This window comes from Nioella sp. (genome assembly GCF_965215655.1).
GTDB lineage: Bacteria > Pseudomonadota > Alphaproteobacteria > Rhodobacterales > Rhodobacteraceae > Nioella.
Genome location: NZ_OZ244111.1, coordinates 3,055,079 through 3,071,091, shown reverse-complemented (window position 1 = coordinate 3,071,091; position 16,013 = coordinate 3,055,079). Strand labels below are relative to the sequence as shown.

Genomic DNA, 16,013 nt, shown 5'->3' with positions numbered 1-16,013 from the left:
CCATGACCCTGACCCGCCGCCATTTCCTCGCCCTCTCCGCCGCCACCCTGACGGCGCGCCCCGCTTTGGCCTTTGATCCGCAGGTGATCGGGGGGCAGGCCTTCGGTTCCTACTGGCGCGGGATGTTCGCGGCGGATCTGCCGGGGGGCGATGTCACGGCTCTGATCGGCAGGATCGTGGCCGATGTGGACGCGCAGATGTCACCCTACCAGCCGGGATCGGAGCTGTCGGTGTTCAATCGCGCGGGTCAAGCGGCTCTGTCCAGGGACGTGGCCGAGACCACCCGCGCCGCGTTGCGGATCGCGTCGGACACGGGCGGGGCGTTTGATCCCACCGTTGGACCGTTGGTGGCGCGCTTCGGGTTCGGCCCGATTGAAGGGGCAGAGCAGGCGGGCTGGCAGGTGCTGAGCCTGTCCGGTGACCGCCTGACCCGCGCGGCAGAGGGCATAACGCTGGACCTGTGCGGCATCGCCAAGGGGCACGCGCTGGACCGGATGGCGCACGCGTTGGAGATCGCCGGGGCAGGGGATTTCGTTCTGGAACTGGGCGGCGAAGTGGTCGCCCGTGGCCAGCACCCGGAGGGCCGCCCGTGGCAGGTGGGCATCGAGGACGGTGCGGGCGGTTTGGCGGGTGTGGCGCGGGTACAGGGGATGGCCGTCGCAACCTCTGGGCTGTGGGATCAGAGCTATGCCGTCGGGCAGGAGCGCTATGGCCACCTGATCGACCCGATCACCGGCGCACCCGCAGGCGATACCCTGGCCTCGGTTTCGGTTTTCCACGACCGGGCGATGATGGCGGATGGGCTGGCCACCGCGCTCTTTGTGATGGGCGCTGCGCGCGCAGAGCGCCATGCGCGGGCCAACGGGCTGGCCACGGTCCTCGTGGCACGCGACGGAGGCGTCACGGTCACCGGCGCGGCACAGGATTTCGTCGAGATCGGAGGGTTGGGCTGATGGGTGTCTTTCTGGCGGTTCTAGCCGTCTTCCTTCTGGCAGCCCTTGGCCTTGGCCTTGGACTGTTGATGGGAGGAAAACCCGTGCAGGGCAGTTGCGGCGGCCTGTCTTGCGGGGCTTGCGAGACCTGTCCGAACCGGAAGGCAAGCGAATGACCCAAGGCGCCACGATAGACCGCTACATGAGCCGCAACCTCGTGACCCTGTCGCCGGATATGGAAGTGACCCGCGCGGTTGCCACGCTGATTGAGCACGACATCTCTGCCGCGCCGGTGGTGGATGATCTGGGCCGTCTGGTGGGCATCCTGACCGCCAGGGACTGTTTCCGCGCGGTGCTGCATGCCCATTACCATCAGGAGCTTGGCGACACTGTCGCAGACTACATGACCGCGGATGTGACAACGCTCGACACTGGTATGGGCGTTGTCGCCGCGGCACAGGCGTTCATGGACAGCAATCACCGGCGCTATCCGGTGATGCAGGACGGGCGGCTCGTGGGCATCATCACCCGTATGGACCTGCTGCGGGCCTTTCAGGCGGAAGGCTAGGGCAGGTTCAGGGCCTCTCGTCCGACAGGTCCCATCTGCCGGGTGATCTGATCGGTGAGTGTGAGGGCGGCCATTGTGGCGACCTGCTCCGGCAAGTCCCCCAATTCCCCGGCCCGCGCCACCACGGTGATGGAGCGTGAGAAACTGGCCGCAGGCAGCGGGTGGAGGGACAGGGGCATCTGTTCGACAAACCCGTCGATCAGCAGGCTTGGGGTCAGGATGGTAAAGCCCAAGCCCTGCGCCACGCAGGCGGTCACCATGCTGGACCGGTCCGCCTGAATGACCCTGGGGACCGCCAGTTTCAGCCGCCGCAGATGCTGTTCCGTCCGCCGCCCGACACTTGTTGTGGCGGCAAATCGAACCAAAGGCAGGTTGTCGAGGATATCGGAGAGTGACCGGCTTGGGCCACGATAGCTTTCGGGCAGGACCAGCAGAAAGGTTTCGGTCAGCACATCGTGCCGTTCCAGCCCGTCCATGTCGTAAAACGGGTTCGAGGTGACCACCAGATCGGCGCGTTTGCTGCGCAACAGCGCTTCGTGGTCGCCGCTTTGGCCTGCATGCAGGGTCAGGTCCTCCACCCCGAAGTCGGCCTTGGTCAGGTTGACCAGCGGCGGGGTCAGGGTCGTGGCGATAGAAGCCAGCATTCCCACCCGCAGCACGCTGATCGGGCGGGGCCCCTCGTGGCGCATGGAGGTTGCGAGGTCTTCGATGCTGTTCAGGATGCGCTGTGCGTGGCGCAGGCACAGCTCGCCCGCCTGTGTCAGTCTGAGCGGCCTCACGGACCGGTCCACCAGCCGCGCGTCGCAGGCCTCTTCCAGCGAAGCCAGTTGCTGCGAGGCCGCCGATTGGGTGATGCCAAGCAGTTTCGCCGCGCGGGTCACCTTGCGGGTTTCGGCAATGGCCACAAAGACCTCCAATGCGGTGACAAGGTTCTTGTCGGACAGCAGCCGGGTGGACAATTTTTCCTGCATCATAAGAGTACCTAATGCTGTGTGGTTTCATTTGCCGTGGTGCGGGCCGTTGGGTCAAGCTCTGGTAAGGAGAAACAGGGGTTTGGCATGGCAAGGCGTGGCAAAAGGAGGGAGGTGGATCAAACCACCATTCGCACGCCTTATATTGACCGCAAGATCGGCCCTCTCCCGGTTCTCTCGCAGGAGGGGCTGGAGCTGATCGAGGCCAATGCCGACCGCATCCTCGCCGAAACCGGGATGGAGTTTCACGACGATCCGGAGATTTTGACGATCTTCGCGGAGGCCGGGTGCGATGTGGATGGCACGCGGGTGCGCTTCGCCCCCGGCTTCTGCCGCCGGATCATAACAGCGACGGCCCCCGCCGAGTACATCCAACACGCCCGCAACCCCGCGAAATCGGTCCGCGTGGGGGGCAGCATCAGCGTGCTCTGCCCGTCCTGGGGCCCTCCCTTCGTGCAAGACCTTGACCGGGGTCGGCGCTATGCGTCCTACGAGGATTTCACCGATCTGGTGAAGCTGCACCACATGATCCCCTGGCTGCACCATTCCGGCGGCGTGGTCTGCGAACCGGTGGACCTGCCCGCCAACAAGCGCCATCTCGATATGCTTTATGCCCATATCCGCTGGTCCGACCGGCCCTTTATGGGGGCCTTCATCGGGGCGGAACGGGCAGGGCACGCGATTGACATCGCGCGCATCTTGTTCGGGGCGGACTATGTGGCGAAAAACCCGGTGATTTACTGCGTATCCAACACCAACGCGCCGCTGGTGATGGATGCGCATATGTCAGGCGCGCTGAAAACCTATGCCCGCGCGGGCCAGCCTGTGGCCTGCACCCCCTGGACCCTGACCGGCGCGATGAGCCCCACGACCGTCGCCGGGACGCTGGCGCAGGTGCTGGCAGAGGCGATGGCCTGCCTTGCGCTGGTGCAGCTGATCAACCCCGGCGCGCCCTGCCTGATGGGCTCTTTCGCCTCGACCATGTCGATGCAGACCGGCGCGCCCACCTTCGGCACACCGGAGGCCGGGCAGATGGTGCTTGCGGCGGGGCAGCTGGCGCGGCGGCTCGGGGTGCCGTTTCATACCGTTGGCACGCTGTCTGCGTCGAAATTGCCGGACGGGCAAAGCCAGCAGGAGGGCACCTGGGGCCTGCTGATGTCGATGTTCGCGGGGGCCAACATGATCAACCATGCCACCGGCTGGCTAGAGGGCGGGCTGGTCACGGGATATGAGAAAACCATGATGGACGCGGATCTGTGCGGCAAGGTTGCAAGGTTCTTCGATGGCATCGATCTATCTGAGAACGCGCAGGCGATGGAGGCGATTGCGGCCACCGGGCCGGGCAAACATTTCCTCGGGTCCGAGCATACGCAGGCGAATTTCCTCGGCGCGTTGTTCCGTCCCGATCTGCCCGACAACAATTCCTTTGAGCATTGGTCCGGCGCCGGATCACTCGACATGGCACAGCGGGCGAATGCATTGTGGAAACAACGGCTGGCAGACTACGAAGATCCGGGACTGGACCCTGCCGTAGACGAGGAACTGCAAGACTACATCGCGCGCCGGAAGTCCGAGACCGAAGACAGGAATTACTTCTGATGCGCGTCCTCATCCGCCGCCTTGCAAAGGAGATCGAAGAAGGGCCGATGATGGGCGTCGTAGTCGGTATAGGGCGCGCCGAGCGCCGCAAGCTCCGCCCTGTAATCCCGGTCCTCCGCCGGTTTGATCCCCGTGGAGGACAGAACCTCCGCATGCCAGGCCTCGACCGATTTCCAGCCCTCGGGCACCTCGCTATCCCAATTCAGCGCCTCGGGGCAGTCGGGCAACCCCACGGCCTGCCAATAGCGCGCCATCTGCCCCACAGGGTCGGCCCGCAGCGCCGCCGAGCGGATGACGACCGGTTTCAACCCCGCCGCGCGCAACTGTTCGTACAACCGCCACAGCCCCTCGATCCCCACCTCTTCGCAGGCAAATCCGGGGTCCTTGCGGTGATAGGACAGGATGCTTTCCGCCGGATCGCGCACCAGAAACGCATGGCTCATTGCGCGCATGAAGCCGGGGTCGGCGGGCAGTTTGTCCTGCACGTAATAGGCCATGTCCTTGAAGAATACAGCTCGGTCTGCGCCAAGCCTCAGGATCATGTCGCGGATGCCCGCGTAGTCGGTCGGGTGTCCCGGTTCCGGTTCGAAATTCTCGAACGGTTTGTTCCCTGCGCCGATGTAGTAGTCATACATGAAGGGTTCATGCAGCACGGTCAGATCGCCCCTTTGCCGCATGATGCGTTCAAAGGCGGTCGAGACGGAGCGAGGGTGGCACCAGAGCGCGTGAATGGTCATGTCTGCGAAGCTGCGCCGGTTCGAATGCCCTGTCAATTCCCCGCGATCGGAGGCCCCGCATGAGCCGTACCATCATTGTCGGCGGCGGGGCGATTGGCCTGTCGCTGGCCTATCACCTGGCGCAGCGTGGGGCGTGCGATGTGGTGCTCTTGGAGCGCAACCAGTTGACCTCCGGCACCAGTTGGCACGCGGCAGGGATCGTCGGGCCATTGCGCGCGACGCCCAATATGACACGGCTGGCGATGTATGCGCGTGAGCTGTTTCCAAGGCTGGAGGCTGAGACGGGCCTGTCTACCGGCTACCGCAAGACGGGCGGCTATTGGCTGGCGCGGGTGCCGGAGCGGATGGACGAGCTGCACCGGATTGCATCGCTTGGCCGTCATTTCGGCCTATCCCCGCAGATGGTCGGTCCGGATGATCTGGCCCGCGACGTGCCTTGCGTCGATTCCTCAGGTCTGGTCGGTGTGATGGACGTGGCCGAGGATGCCAGCGTCAATCCGGTGGACCTTTGCATGGCCTATGCCCGCGCGGCCAGGTCGGCGGGGGCGGAGATCCGCGAAAACACGGGCGTGGGCCGGCTGCTGACCGACGGGGGCCAGGTAACTGGCGTGAGGCTGGCGGATGGCACCGACATGCAGGCCGATCACGTGGCGCTTTGCGCGGGCGCTTGGTCCAAACGCTTGGCCGAGACGGCGGGACTGGCGCTGCCCTTGCAGCCGGTTGAGCATATGTATGTGGTCACCGAACCGCGCCCGGACTTCGCGGGTTTCCCCGTGCTGCGCGATCTCGACCGGGGGATCTACATGAAGGGCGACACCGGCAAGTTGGTGATCGGCGGGTTCGAACCGAATGCCAAATGCTGGGACCCGCATGGACCCGAGGGCAACCGTCCCTTCCTTGAGATGGCCGAGGATTGGGACCAGTTCACCCCCTTCATGGAGGCCGCGCTGGCGCTGATCCCGGCGCTGGAAACCACCGGCATCCAGCATTTCATGAACGGGCCGGAGAGTTTCACCGCAGATACCAAGCCACTCATTGGGCAAGCGCCGGGGATGGACGGGCTCTTCGTGGCGGCGGGGATGAATTCGGTCGGGGTCATGTCGTCGGCAGGTGTGGGCCGGGTGCTGGCGGATTGGATTACCGACGGGGTGCCGCCGATGGATGTGTGGGAGGTCGACATCGCCCGCTGCGATCCTCTTACCGCCAGCGACACCCACATGGCCGCGCGGATGGAGGAGGCGGTGGCCGACCTTTTCGCCCTGCATTGGCCGTTCAAGCAGCCCAAGGCGGGGCGCGGTTTGAGGGTCTCGCCGCTCCATGACAGGTGGGCCACGCAAGGTGCGGTCTTCGGCATGACCGCCGGGTGGGAACGCGGGCTGTGGTATGCCGAGTACGACGCGGAGCACGACCTGCCCTATTCCATCGGCGCGCAGCCGTGGTGGCCGATTGTCGCGCGGGAAGCCGCGCGGATGGAGTCCGGCACCGTCCTGCTCGACCTCTCGCCGTTCAGCAAATTTCACATCCACGGGCCGGAGGCACTGGCCTTCATGGAGCGGATCGCCTGTTCGCGGATGGACGTACCCGAGGGCAAGGTCGTCTACACCCAGCTTCTGAACGCGAAAGGCGGGATCGAGGCGGATGTGACCGTGACACGTCTGGCGACTGACCGGTTCCGCCTGACCTCCGGCGCGGCAACACGCTGGAGGGATGGGGCGTTTCTGCGGCGGGCGTCCCGGGACTTCGACGTGACCATCACCGACGTAACCGAGGAAAGCTGCGTGATCGGCGTCATGGGCGCAGGCGCGCGGGATCTGCTGACGGCGGTGGCGGGCGATCATTGGCGGGATTTCCCCTTCGCCACCGCAAGGACCATCCCCTTCGCCCGCAAGGATCTTCGCGCCACCCGGATCAGCTTCGTAGGGGAACTGGGGTGGGAACTGACCGCAACGCCTGACGTGGCCGGGCCTCTGTTCGACCAGCTGATCGCAGCTGGCGCGCGGCCCATGGGGCACTACGCGGTGGATGCCTGTCGTCTGGAAAAAGGCTTCGTTCACTGGGGCCATGACGTAGGACCGGAGATCACGCCGCTGGAGGCTGGTCTTGGCTTCTGCATCGACTGGACGAAGGACTTTACCGGCAAATCGACGCTTGAGGCACAGCGCGGGAACCTCGCCCGTAAACTGGTGCTGTTGCAGGTCGAAGGCGATCCGCTGGTCCTGCATGACGAACCGGTATGGGAGGCGGGCCGCGTCGTGGGGCTGACCACCTCTGGCGGTCGGGGCGCGCGGACCGGGCTGACGCTGGCCTTCGCGCTGCTGGACCTGACTGACACGCCTCTCACAGACCGGCGGTTTGAGATCGACATCGCGGGAGCACGCTATCTGGCGAGGGCGCTTGCCAAGCCCCCCTATGACCCCAAAGGCGAAAGGATGCGCGCATGACCGAGGCGCAGGTTCTCATCATCGGGGGCGGCGCCATGGGCGTGTCGCTGGCCTATCACCTCGCCAAGGCCGGTTGGTCCGACGTGGTTCTGACCGAAAAGAACGACCTCACTCACGGGTCAACCTGGCACGCGGCGGGGCTGTGTACGCATTTCGCGCACAACGCCACGATCCAGGCGCTTCGGGCGCATTCGGTCAGGCTCTACCGCGACGTGCTGCCCGAAGAGACCGGGCAAAGCTGCGGGTTCCACCGATCCGGCGCGATGCGGGTGACCAAGAACCCCGACCGGATGGATGAGTTCCGTCATGTGGCGGGGCTGTCGGCCTTCACCGGCTACCCGCTGGAGGTGCTGACGCCCGAGCGGGTCGCGGAACTGCATCCGCTGGCGATGCTCGACGGACTGCTCGGCGGCATCTATGAGCCCGATGACGGCCATGTCGACCCCTCGCTGGCCACCAACGCGATGGCGCAGGTCGCGCAGCGGAACGGCGTGACGATCCTGCGGCAGAACCCGGTTTTGTCGATCACGCGGGAGGACAGAGATTGGATCGTGGACACCCCCAAAGGAACGATCCGCGCCCGCCAGATCGTGAATGCGGCAGGAACATGGGGCTTCGAGGTCGGGCAGATGATGGGGGTGAATGTGCCCTCTGTTCCCGTCCTGCATCAATACCTTGTCACCGACACCGTACCCGAAGTGGCCGAACGCATCGCCGCCGGTCTGCCCGAACTGCCCATGATCCGCGACCCGGAAGAAAGCTGGTATCTGCGGCAGGAACGCGACGGGCTGATCCTGGGGCCCTATGAGAAAGAGGCACATGTCTGGTCCGTTGACGGGGTGCCGCCAGAGTTCGGGGCCGAGCTGATGCCGCCTGATCTGGACCGGGTTGAACATATCATCGAGGCCGCAATGGCGCGGGTGCCGGCGCTTGGCAATGGCGGGGTCAAGACGGTTGTGAATGGCCCCATCACCTTCACCCCCGACGCCAATCCGCTGATCGGTCCAGCCCATGGGGTGCCCGGGGCGTGGTTGCTGACAGGGTCTTCCATGGGGGTGATGGAAGGCGGTGGCGCGGGCTGGTTCCTGGCCCATTGGATGACGCATGGGGCACCGCCGATGGAGGCCCTGCCCGTGGACAGCCGTCGCTTCGGGGCTTGGGCGGATCGCGACTTCCGTGTGGCCAAGGCGGTGGAATGTTTCGGTCTGCAATTCGGCGTGCACTACCCGTATGAGGAACGCCCCGCAGGGCGCGGGTTGCGCCTGTCGCCGCTGCATGACCGCATGGTTGCGCGCGGTGCCGTCATGGGTGCGGCGCATGGGTGGGAGCGGCCCAACTGGTTCTCGGACAGACCCGGTGATTATGCAACGGAAAGCTTCCAGCGCACCAACTGGTTCGAGCCTGTCGCGCGGGAGGTCGCTTGCTTGACCAACGGTGTGGCTTTGGCCGATCTGTCGGTTTTCTCGAAATTCGAGGTCACCGGGCCGGGCACGACGGGGTTCCTCGATACGCTCGGGGCCAATACCCAGCCACGCGAGGGGCGGATCGGTCTGATCCATGCGCTGACCCCGGCGGGGGGTGTTTTGTCGGAATTTACCGTGGCGCGGCTGGCCGAAAATCACGCCTATTTGACCAGCGCCGCGGCGGCGGAGGAGATCGACCTCGACCTGCTGACCGCTCACGCCGCAGATCATGATGTGACCGTGTCGAACGTCACCGGGCGGCTCGGGGTCATCGGCCTGATGGGGCCAAGATCGCGGGAAATTCTGGGGTCGCTGACCAAGGCGGATTTGGGTGCGAGCTTCCCTTGGCTCAGCGTGCAACAGATCACTGTCGCGGGCCTGCCGGTGCGGGCACTCCGTGTCTCCTATCTTGGCGAATTGGGGTGGGAACTCCATGCCGAGGCACAGCACCTTCCCGCGCTATTCGATGCGCTTGAAGAGGCCGGCAAACCCCATGGGATCGGCTTTTACGGGGCCTATGCCGCCAATTCCATGCGGCTCGAAAAAGGCTATCGCGGGTGGGGCGCGGACCTGACCACCGAACGCTCGCCGCTGGAAAGTGGGCTTGCCGCCTTCACCAAGACCGAAGGCCGCGACTTCACTGGACGGCAGGCCCTGCTGACGCGCCCCAACGATTGGCGGTCAGTCCTGCTGCGCGTCGAGGACGGCCCTACTGATCCGTTCTACGCCCACCCTGTCTGGCAGGGTGACCAGATCATCGGCATCGTCACCTCGGGCGGGTTTGGCCATAGGGTTGGCCACGCTCTGGCCCTTGCGCTTCTGCGTGAACCGCTGTCGGGTGAGGCCCTGAGCATCGAAATCCTCGGCCAGCGCCGCGCCGCCACGGTGCTGGATCGCCCGCCCTTCGACCCCGACAACAGCCGCCTGCGTGCGTGAAAGGAGCCCCTGATGACCGACCTTCCCATTGACTGGACGACCGAGGGCACCGCCCGCCGCCGCGACACCTACTACGCCGCGACGCAGACCAAGTTTGTGCCCTTCAAGGACCCGATTGTCTTCCGCCGGGGGCAGATGCAATATTTGTGGGACGCGGAGGGCAACAAGTATACCGACCTACTGGGCATGAATGTCTGTATCTCGGTCGGCCATTCCCACCCTAAGGTGGTCGCCGCCGCGCAGGCGCAGGCCGCCGACCTGACCCATTGCACGACGATGTTCTATCACCCGGTTCCCGCGCATCTGGCTGAGGAGCTGGCCGCCACCATGCCCAAAGGCCACGACTGGGTGGTGCACTTCACCAATTCCGGGGCCGAGGCTATCGACCTCGCCATGACCATCGCGCGGACCTACACGGGCAATCTCGACCTGCTGGCGCTACGAACCGCCTATCACGGGCCGACCGCCGCCGCGCAATCGGTCACCGGCATTTCTACCTGGCGCCACCCCGGCATGCCCGGCAACGTCGCTTTCGTGGCCGACCCCAACCAGTATCGCGGTATCTTCGGCGAGAATGCGGGGGCTGCGCCGTATCTGGATGAGATCGAGCGCACCATCGCCACCGGGACCTCCGGCAAGATCGCCGGGATGCTTGTGGAAAGCGTGCAGGGCTATGGCGGCATCATTGAGATGCCCAAGGGCTACATGTCCGGCGCGGCCGAACGGGTGCGCGCGGCGGGGGGGCTTTATATCGCGGATGAGGTGCAATCGGGCTTCGGGCGCACGGGCGACCATATGTGGGGGTTTGAGGCCGATGGCGTGGTGCCCGACGTCATTGTCATGGCCAAGGGGATCGGCAATGGCTTCCCGCTCGGGGCTGTGGTGACGCGCAAGGAGATCGCCGCACCCATGGCGGAAAAGTTCATGTTCCACACCTATGGGGCCAACCCCACCAGCTGCGCGGCAGGACGCGCGGTGTTGCAGGTGATCCGCGAGGACAGGGTGCAGGAAAATGCCATGACCGTCGGTGCGGCGCTGCTGAAACGACTGCATGAGTTGAAGGACAAACACGAGGCCATTGGCGATGTCCGGGGCAGGGGACTGATGCTGGCCATCGAGATGGTGAAGGACCGGCGCAGCAAGGAACCCGACCGCGACACCACCTCGGCAGTGTTCGAGAACTGTCGCGCCTCGCGCCTGATCCTGTCGAAATCCGGCCCCACCCAATCGGTGCTGCGCATGGTGCCGCCGATGTGCCTGTCTTTGGAAGACGTGGAGAATGTGGCGGAAGGGCTCGACCGGGCGTTCACGGCGCTCGGCTGACAGGGCATTGCCAGTCTGGCCCAACTGCGCTTTGTCTTGAGGGCGTATTTCCAACTGAAAGCAAGCCTCATGACATTCACCACCCGGCCCGAAATCTCCGGCACCTTCGGCATGGTCACCAGCACCCATTGGCTGGCGACAGCTGCGGGCATGAAGATGCTGGAGGCTGGCGGTAGTGCAGCCGATGCGGCCGTCGCTACGGGCTTTGTTCTCAATGTGGTGGAGCCGCATCTGAACGGGCCCTTGGGCGACATGCCGCTGCTTTACCGTGCAGCCGGGGCAGAGGAACCGGTGGTGATCTGCGGGCAAGGGACGGCACCCGCCGGGGCGACGATTGACCACTACCGCGCCGAGGGGCTGACACGCATCCCCGGCTCTGGTCTGCTGGCCACTGTCGTACCGGGGGCTTTTGACGCGTGGATGTTGCTCTTGCGCGATCATGGGCGTTTACCGCTGGCCGAAGTACTGGCCCCCGCGATCCACTATGCGCGCCACGGTCATCCGATCCTGCCGCGTGTCGCGAACGAGATTGCGGGCATGGCGGATGTGTTCCGCAAAGAATGGCCAACCTCCGCGCCGGTCTGGCTGCCCGGTGGATCAGCACCGCAAGCGGGGGCGCTCTTCGCCAATCCCGCACTGGCCGAATTCTGGGAGAGGCTGGTGGATGAGGCCAAAGGCGCGGGCGTGGACCGGGTGGCCCAGATCGAAGCGGCGCGGCGGGCCTTTTACGAGGGCTTCGTTGCCGAAGCGATTGATGATTTCCTGCGGGAGGCCGAGGTGCTGGACGCCTCGGGCCAACGCCACAAGGGTGTGCTGACCGGGCAGGATATGGCCAATTGGCGGGCGAGCTTCGAGGCCCCGATCTCGGTTGATCATGCGGGCTGGACCGCCTGGAAATGCGGCGGCTGGACCCAGGGGCCGGTGCTGTTGCAGGCGTTGCAGATGCTGCGCGGGGACGATCTGGCCGGGATGGACCAGATGGGGCCGGATTTCGTGCATCTGGTGAGCGAGGCGCTGAAGCTCGCCTTCGCGGATCGCGACGCCTATCTGGGAGAGCCGAACGGCAAGGCACTGCCACTGGAAACGCTGTTATCTGCCGGGTACGGCGCGGCGCGGCGGGCCGAGATTGGGGATAGCGCCAGTCTCGACTTCCGGCCGGGCTCTATCGCGGGATACGAGGATTGGGCCGATGCTTTCCGCGCCCGTGTGGCGGAACCCGTGCCGGACGACACAGGCATCGGCATCGGTGAGCCCACCATGGCCCATCTGACGGCCAAGCGGGGCGATACCTGCCATGTTGATGTGGTGGACCGATGGGGCAACATGGTGTCTGCGACACCGTCGGGCGGTTGGTTGAAATCCTCGCCCGTTGTGCCGGGACTGGGGGTTCCGCTCAACACCCGTGCGCAGATGTTCTGGCTGGAGGATGGGTTGCCCACCTCGCTCGCCCCCGGCCGGCGCCCGCGAACGACTCTATCGCCCTCCATGGCCCAAGCGCCCGACGGAACGAAACTGGCCTTCGGCACGCCAGGCGGCGACCAGCAGGACCAGTGGCAGCTGACCTTCCTGCTGCGGCTGATCCATCACGGCATGAACCTGCAAGAGGCCATCGACGGGCCGCTCTTCCACACGGGCCATCTGCTGGAAAGCTTCTACCCGCGCGGCACCAGGTCCGGCTATCTGATGATCGAGCCGAATTTCCCGCAAGCGACCCTGGCCGAACTGGACCGGCGCGGCCACCGGCTGGAGGTCTCGGACCCATGGGCCATCGGGCGGCTGACCGCCGCGCGCATCCGGCCTGACGGGATCATGTCCGCCGCTGCAACGCCGCGCCTGATGCAGGCTTATGCCGCCGGGCGTTGAGGGCCGCCGCCACATAACGCGGTCAGAGGTCCGGGCTTGTCCTGCGATGAGGGCGGAGCTCTGGCATATGCGATATGTTTACTGAAACATAATGAACCCTTGCCATCGGGCGTCTCATGCGGCTAACTCCTTTTCATGTCCCACCCCGACCCGCTGCCATCACCGCCCTCCCGCCTGCGCCTCAGACTTCTCTTCGGGGATGACCTGATGCTTGGCCCCGGCAAGGCGGATCTGCTGGAAGGGATACGCGACACCGGTTCGATTGCCGCTGCCGGACGGGCCATGTCCATGAGCTACAAACGGGCGTGGACCCTTGTAGATCAGATGAATGGCGCATTTCGGAAGCCGCTCGTCGACAGCGTTCGGGGCGGGGCGAAAGGCGGCGGTGCAAGATTGACCGAAGCCGGGGAACAAGTGCTGAAGCATTATCGGAAACTGGAAGACATCGCAGCCGAGGCCGGTGCCGCGCGGATCAATGCCATATCGGATCTGTTGAAGACCGGGGATGCCGCCCCGGACGATGAAAGGCGCGACTGATGTTAGCGATGTATTTCCGTGGCCATAACGTGAGGTGGACCTCTCATCAACCGAGACCCGCGGGTCTTGTTTGTTGCACTCTATCCTTGATGGCCTGGCTCCTGACCTCTGCCCCGGCAGCGGCCGAACCGGTGACGGTCTTCGCTGCCGCCAGCCTGACCACGGCGCTGACACGGGCTGCGGAGCAGTATGAAGACACTGAAGGCGGGGACATCGCGCTTTCCTTCGCGGGATCGTCGGCCCTTGCGCGCCAGATTCAGCTAGGCGCCCCTGCCGATATCTTCATTTCCGCCAACCCCGATTGGATGGACCTGCTGCAGGCAGGGGATCTGATCGACCCCGACAGCCGAATTGACCTGTTGGGCAACAGCCTCGTGCTGATTGCGCATGAGCCAATCGACCAAGTCGAGCTCACAGCTGACCTGGATATCTCCGCGCTGCTCGGCCCCGGTCGCCTCGCCATGGCGCTGACGCAAGCCGTGCCCGCAGGTGTCTACGGACGCGCGGCGCTGGATACGCTTGGGCTGTGGGATCAGGTGGCCACGCAGGTGGTCGAGACGGATAATGTCCGGGCAGCGCTGGCGTTGGTTGCGCTTGGCGAGGCCCCGCTTGGCGTCGTCTATGCCACCGATGCACGGGCCAATCCCGATATTCACGTGATCGCGACCTTCCCCACTGACAGCCACCCGCAGATCACCTATCCGGCTGCCCTGCTATACGGTCCGGCCGGAGAGGAGGCCGGGGGGTTCCTGACCTTCCTTCAAGGCCCAGATGCCCGCGCGGTGTTCGAGGCCGAGGGCTTCACAGTGTTGGGGGACTAGGCCGGTGGACTGGCTGGGACCGGAAGAATGGCAAGCGGTGGCCCTGTCGCTGCGCGTGTCGCTTTGGGCGACGCTGGCCAGCCTGCCGCTTGGCATCTTTACCGCCTATGCTTTGGCGCGCTGGCGGTTTCCGGGGCATGGTTTGGTCAACGGGCTGGTGCACCTGCCGCTGATCCTGCCGCCGGTGGTCACCGGTTACCTGTTGCTCCTGACCTTCGGGACGCGCGGGCCTGTCGGGTCGGCCCTGCAAGACATAGGCATTGTCCTTGCCTTCCGCTGGACCGGTGCGGCGCTGGCTGCCGCCGTCATGGCCTTTCCGCTGATGGTGCGCGCCATTCGCCTGTCGATCGAAGCCGTCGATCCCAAGCTGGAACAAGCAGCGGCCACGCTAGGGGCCTCACGCCTTTGGGTCTTTGCTACCGTGACCTTGCCGATGATCCTGCCTGGCATCCTCGCGGGCGCGATCCTGGCCTTTGCCAAGGCCATGGGAGAGTTTGGCGCAACCATAACCTTCGTGTCCAACATCCCCGGCCAGACCCGCACCGTGCCCTCCGCGATCTATGCCTTCCTGCAAGTGCCGGGCGGTGAAGACGCGGCGATGCGACTAGTGCTGGTCTCGGTCGTCGTGGCCATGACCGCGCTGCTTTTGTCGGAAGTCATCGCGCGGAAGATTGCCGCAAGGGTGTCCGGCACATGACCCTGTCGGTCTCCCTTCGCCACGCTTTGCCGGGGTTTCTGCTGGACGCGGAGTTCGACGCCCCGTCCGGCATAACGGTGCTGTTCGGGCGGTCCGGGTCCGGCAAGACCACGATTGCCAATGCGGTGGCGGGGCTGCTTCGGCCAGACCGGGGGCGGATTTTGGCCGCGGATCAGGTGCTGATCGATAGCGACCGGGGCCTTTGGGTGGCGCCGAACAAGCGCCGGATCGGTTATGTCTTTCAGGAGGGGCGGTTGTTTCCGCATCTCACCGTGCGTCAGAACCTTGCCTATGGCCGCTGGTTCGCCCCCAAGGGCGCACGGATCGAGGACATGGCGCATGTGGTTGATCTTCTTGGGATCGGCCACCTACTGACCCGTCGCCCCGGAGCGCTGTCGGGCGGAGAAAAGCAGCGGGTGGCAATCGGCCGGGCCTTGTTGTCTGCGCCACGGCTGATCGTGGCGGATGAACCGCTGGCCGCCCTCGATGAGGCACGCAAGGCCGAGATCCTGCCTTATCTGGAACGACTGCGCGACGAGGTTGAAATTCCGATCCTCTACGTCAGTCATTCGGCTGCCGAGGTGGCGCGTCTGGCGACAACGGTGGTGGCGCTTGAAAACGGGCGGGTGATCCGGCAGGGGGCCGCAGCCGAGGTGCTGTCCGATCCTGCCGTCACCCCGCTTGGGGCGCGATCCGCCGGTGCGCTGCTGATGGCGAGGGTGGTTGCCCATCATCACGACGGGTTGACGGAGCTTGATGCCGGGGGATGCCCGCTGTTTCTGCCGCGCATTCCGCAAGCGGCGGGCCATGCGGTCCGCATTCGCATCGCGGCGCATGACGTGATTCTGTCGCGCGGAAGGCCAAAGGGGCTGTCGGCATTGAACATCCTGCCGGGGACCGTGCGGGATATCCGGGCAGGTGACGGGCCCGGCGCCATCCTGTCGCTCGACACTACCGCAGGCGTGGTGCTGGCAAGGATAACCCGCAGGTCAGTCGCATCGCTTTCGCTGGCGCCGGGAACGTCCTGCAATGCGGTGATCAAGACGGTGGCCATAGCGCCTGAAGATGTCGGCGCGCTTTAGCCAGCAAGATTTTTCCGGAAAAATCTTGCGGCGAAGGTAGGAA

General features: G+C 65.2%; 13 protein-coding genes. 11 read left to right on the top strand and 2 right to left on the bottom strand.

Annotation, left to right across the window (positions count from 1 at the left end):
* The first annotated feature begins 2 nt into the window (after nt 1-2).
* Together ACOOEX_RS15250 and ACOOEX_RS15245 are read left to right on the top strand one after the other, a co-directional pair.
* A complete protein-coding gene (locus tag ACOOEX_RS15250) occupies nt 3-953 on the top strand; it encodes an FAD:protein FMN transferase (RefSeq protein WP_420395628.1) in 951 nt (316 codons plus the stop codon).
* Nucleotides 954-1,104: 151 nt separating this feature from the next.
* Nucleotides 1,105-1,500 (top strand): CBS domain-containing protein, encoded by a 396-nt coding sequence (locus tag ACOOEX_RS15245; protein WP_420395627.1) that lies wholly within the window; start codon nt 1,105-1,107, stop codon nt 1,498-1,500.
* On the opposite strand, the gene ACOOEX_RS15240 is transcribed toward ACOOEX_RS15245, so the two are convergent.
* A complete protein-coding gene (locus tag ACOOEX_RS15240; RefSeq protein ID WP_420395626.1) occupies nt 1,497-2,474 on the bottom strand; it encodes a LysR family transcriptional regulator in 978 nt (325 codons plus the stop codon). The two genes, ACOOEX_RS15245 and ACOOEX_RS15240, sit on opposite strands and share 4 nt — an antisense overlap.
* A 111-nt stretch (nt 2,475-2,585) precedes the next feature.
* Here ACOOEX_RS15240 and ACOOEX_RS15235 point away from each other — a divergent pair, with 111 nt between their 5' ends.
* On the top strand, nt 2,586-4,070 hold the full coding sequence (locus ACOOEX_RS15235; protein ID WP_420395625.1) for a trimethylamine methyltransferase family protein: 1,485 nt from the start codon (nt 2,586-2,588) through the stop codon (nt 4,068-4,070).
* Here ACOOEX_RS15235 and ACOOEX_RS15230 read toward each other — a convergent pair.
* Complete coding sequence (locus ACOOEX_RS15230; protein ID WP_420395624.1) at nt 4,061-4,807, bottom strand: hypothetical protein; 747 nt, start codon at nt 4,805-4,807, stop codon at nt 4,061-4,063. The two genes, ACOOEX_RS15235 and ACOOEX_RS15230, sit on opposite strands and share 10 nt — an antisense overlap.
* Before the next feature lie 59 nt (nt 4,808-4,866).
* Here ACOOEX_RS15230 and ACOOEX_RS15225 point away from each other — a divergent pair, with 59 nt between their 5' ends.
* The 8 genes from ACOOEX_RS15225 to modC all read left to right on the top strand — a co-directional run bounded on the left by ACOOEX_RS15225 (nt 4,867) and on the right by modC (nt 15,970).
* On the top strand, nt 4,867-7,248 hold the full coding sequence (locus ACOOEX_RS15225; RefSeq protein WP_420395623.1) for a GcvT family protein: 2,382 nt from the start codon (nt 4,867-4,869) through the stop codon (nt 7,246-7,248).
* On the top strand, nt 7,245-9,647 hold the full coding sequence (locus ACOOEX_RS15220) for a GcvT family protein (protein ID WP_420395622.1): 2,403 nt from the start codon (nt 7,245-7,247) through the stop codon (nt 9,645-9,647). The genes ACOOEX_RS15225 and ACOOEX_RS15220 overlap by 4 nt, the downstream gene beginning before the upstream one ends.
* A gap of 12 nt (nt 9,648-9,659) precedes the next feature.
* Entirely contained in the window at nt 9,660-10,970 is a 1,311-nt protein-coding gene (locus ACOOEX_RS15215) for an aspartate aminotransferase family protein (RefSeq protein WP_420395621.1), read from the top strand.
* A 69-nt stretch (nt 10,971-11,039) separates the two neighbouring features.
* Nucleotides 11,040-12,833: a gamma-glutamyltransferase family protein gene (locus ACOOEX_RS15210; protein WP_420395620.1), complete on the top strand. Its 1,794-nt coding sequence runs from the start codon at nt 11,040-11,042 to the stop codon at nt 12,831-12,833.
* 135 nt (nt 12,834-12,968) lie between these two features.
* Nucleotides 12,969-13,370 (top strand): winged helix-turn-helix domain-containing protein, encoded by a 402-nt coding sequence (locus ACOOEX_RS15205; RefSeq protein ID WP_420395619.1) that lies wholly within the window; start codon nt 12,969-12,971, stop codon nt 13,368-13,370.
* 89 nt (nt 13,371-13,459) lie between these two features.
* Complete coding sequence (modA, locus tag ACOOEX_RS15200; RefSeq protein ID WP_420395618.1) at nt 13,460-14,191, top strand: molybdate ABC transporter substrate-binding protein; 732 nt, start codon at nt 13,460-13,462, stop codon at nt 14,189-14,191.
* 4 nt (nt 14,192-14,195) lie between these two features.
* On the top strand, nt 14,196-14,888 hold the full coding sequence (modB, locus tag ACOOEX_RS15195) for a molybdate ABC transporter permease subunit (protein ID WP_420395617.1): 693 nt from the start codon (nt 14,196-14,198) through the stop codon (nt 14,886-14,888).
* Nucleotides 14,885-15,970, top strand: a complete 1,086-nt coding sequence (modC, locus tag ACOOEX_RS15190) for a molybdenum ABC transporter ATP-binding protein (protein WP_420395616.1) — start codon at nt 14,885-14,887, stop codon at nt 15,968-15,970. The genes modB and modC overlap by 4 nt, the downstream gene beginning before the upstream one ends.
* Nucleotides 15,971-16,013: the final 43 nt, after the last annotated feature.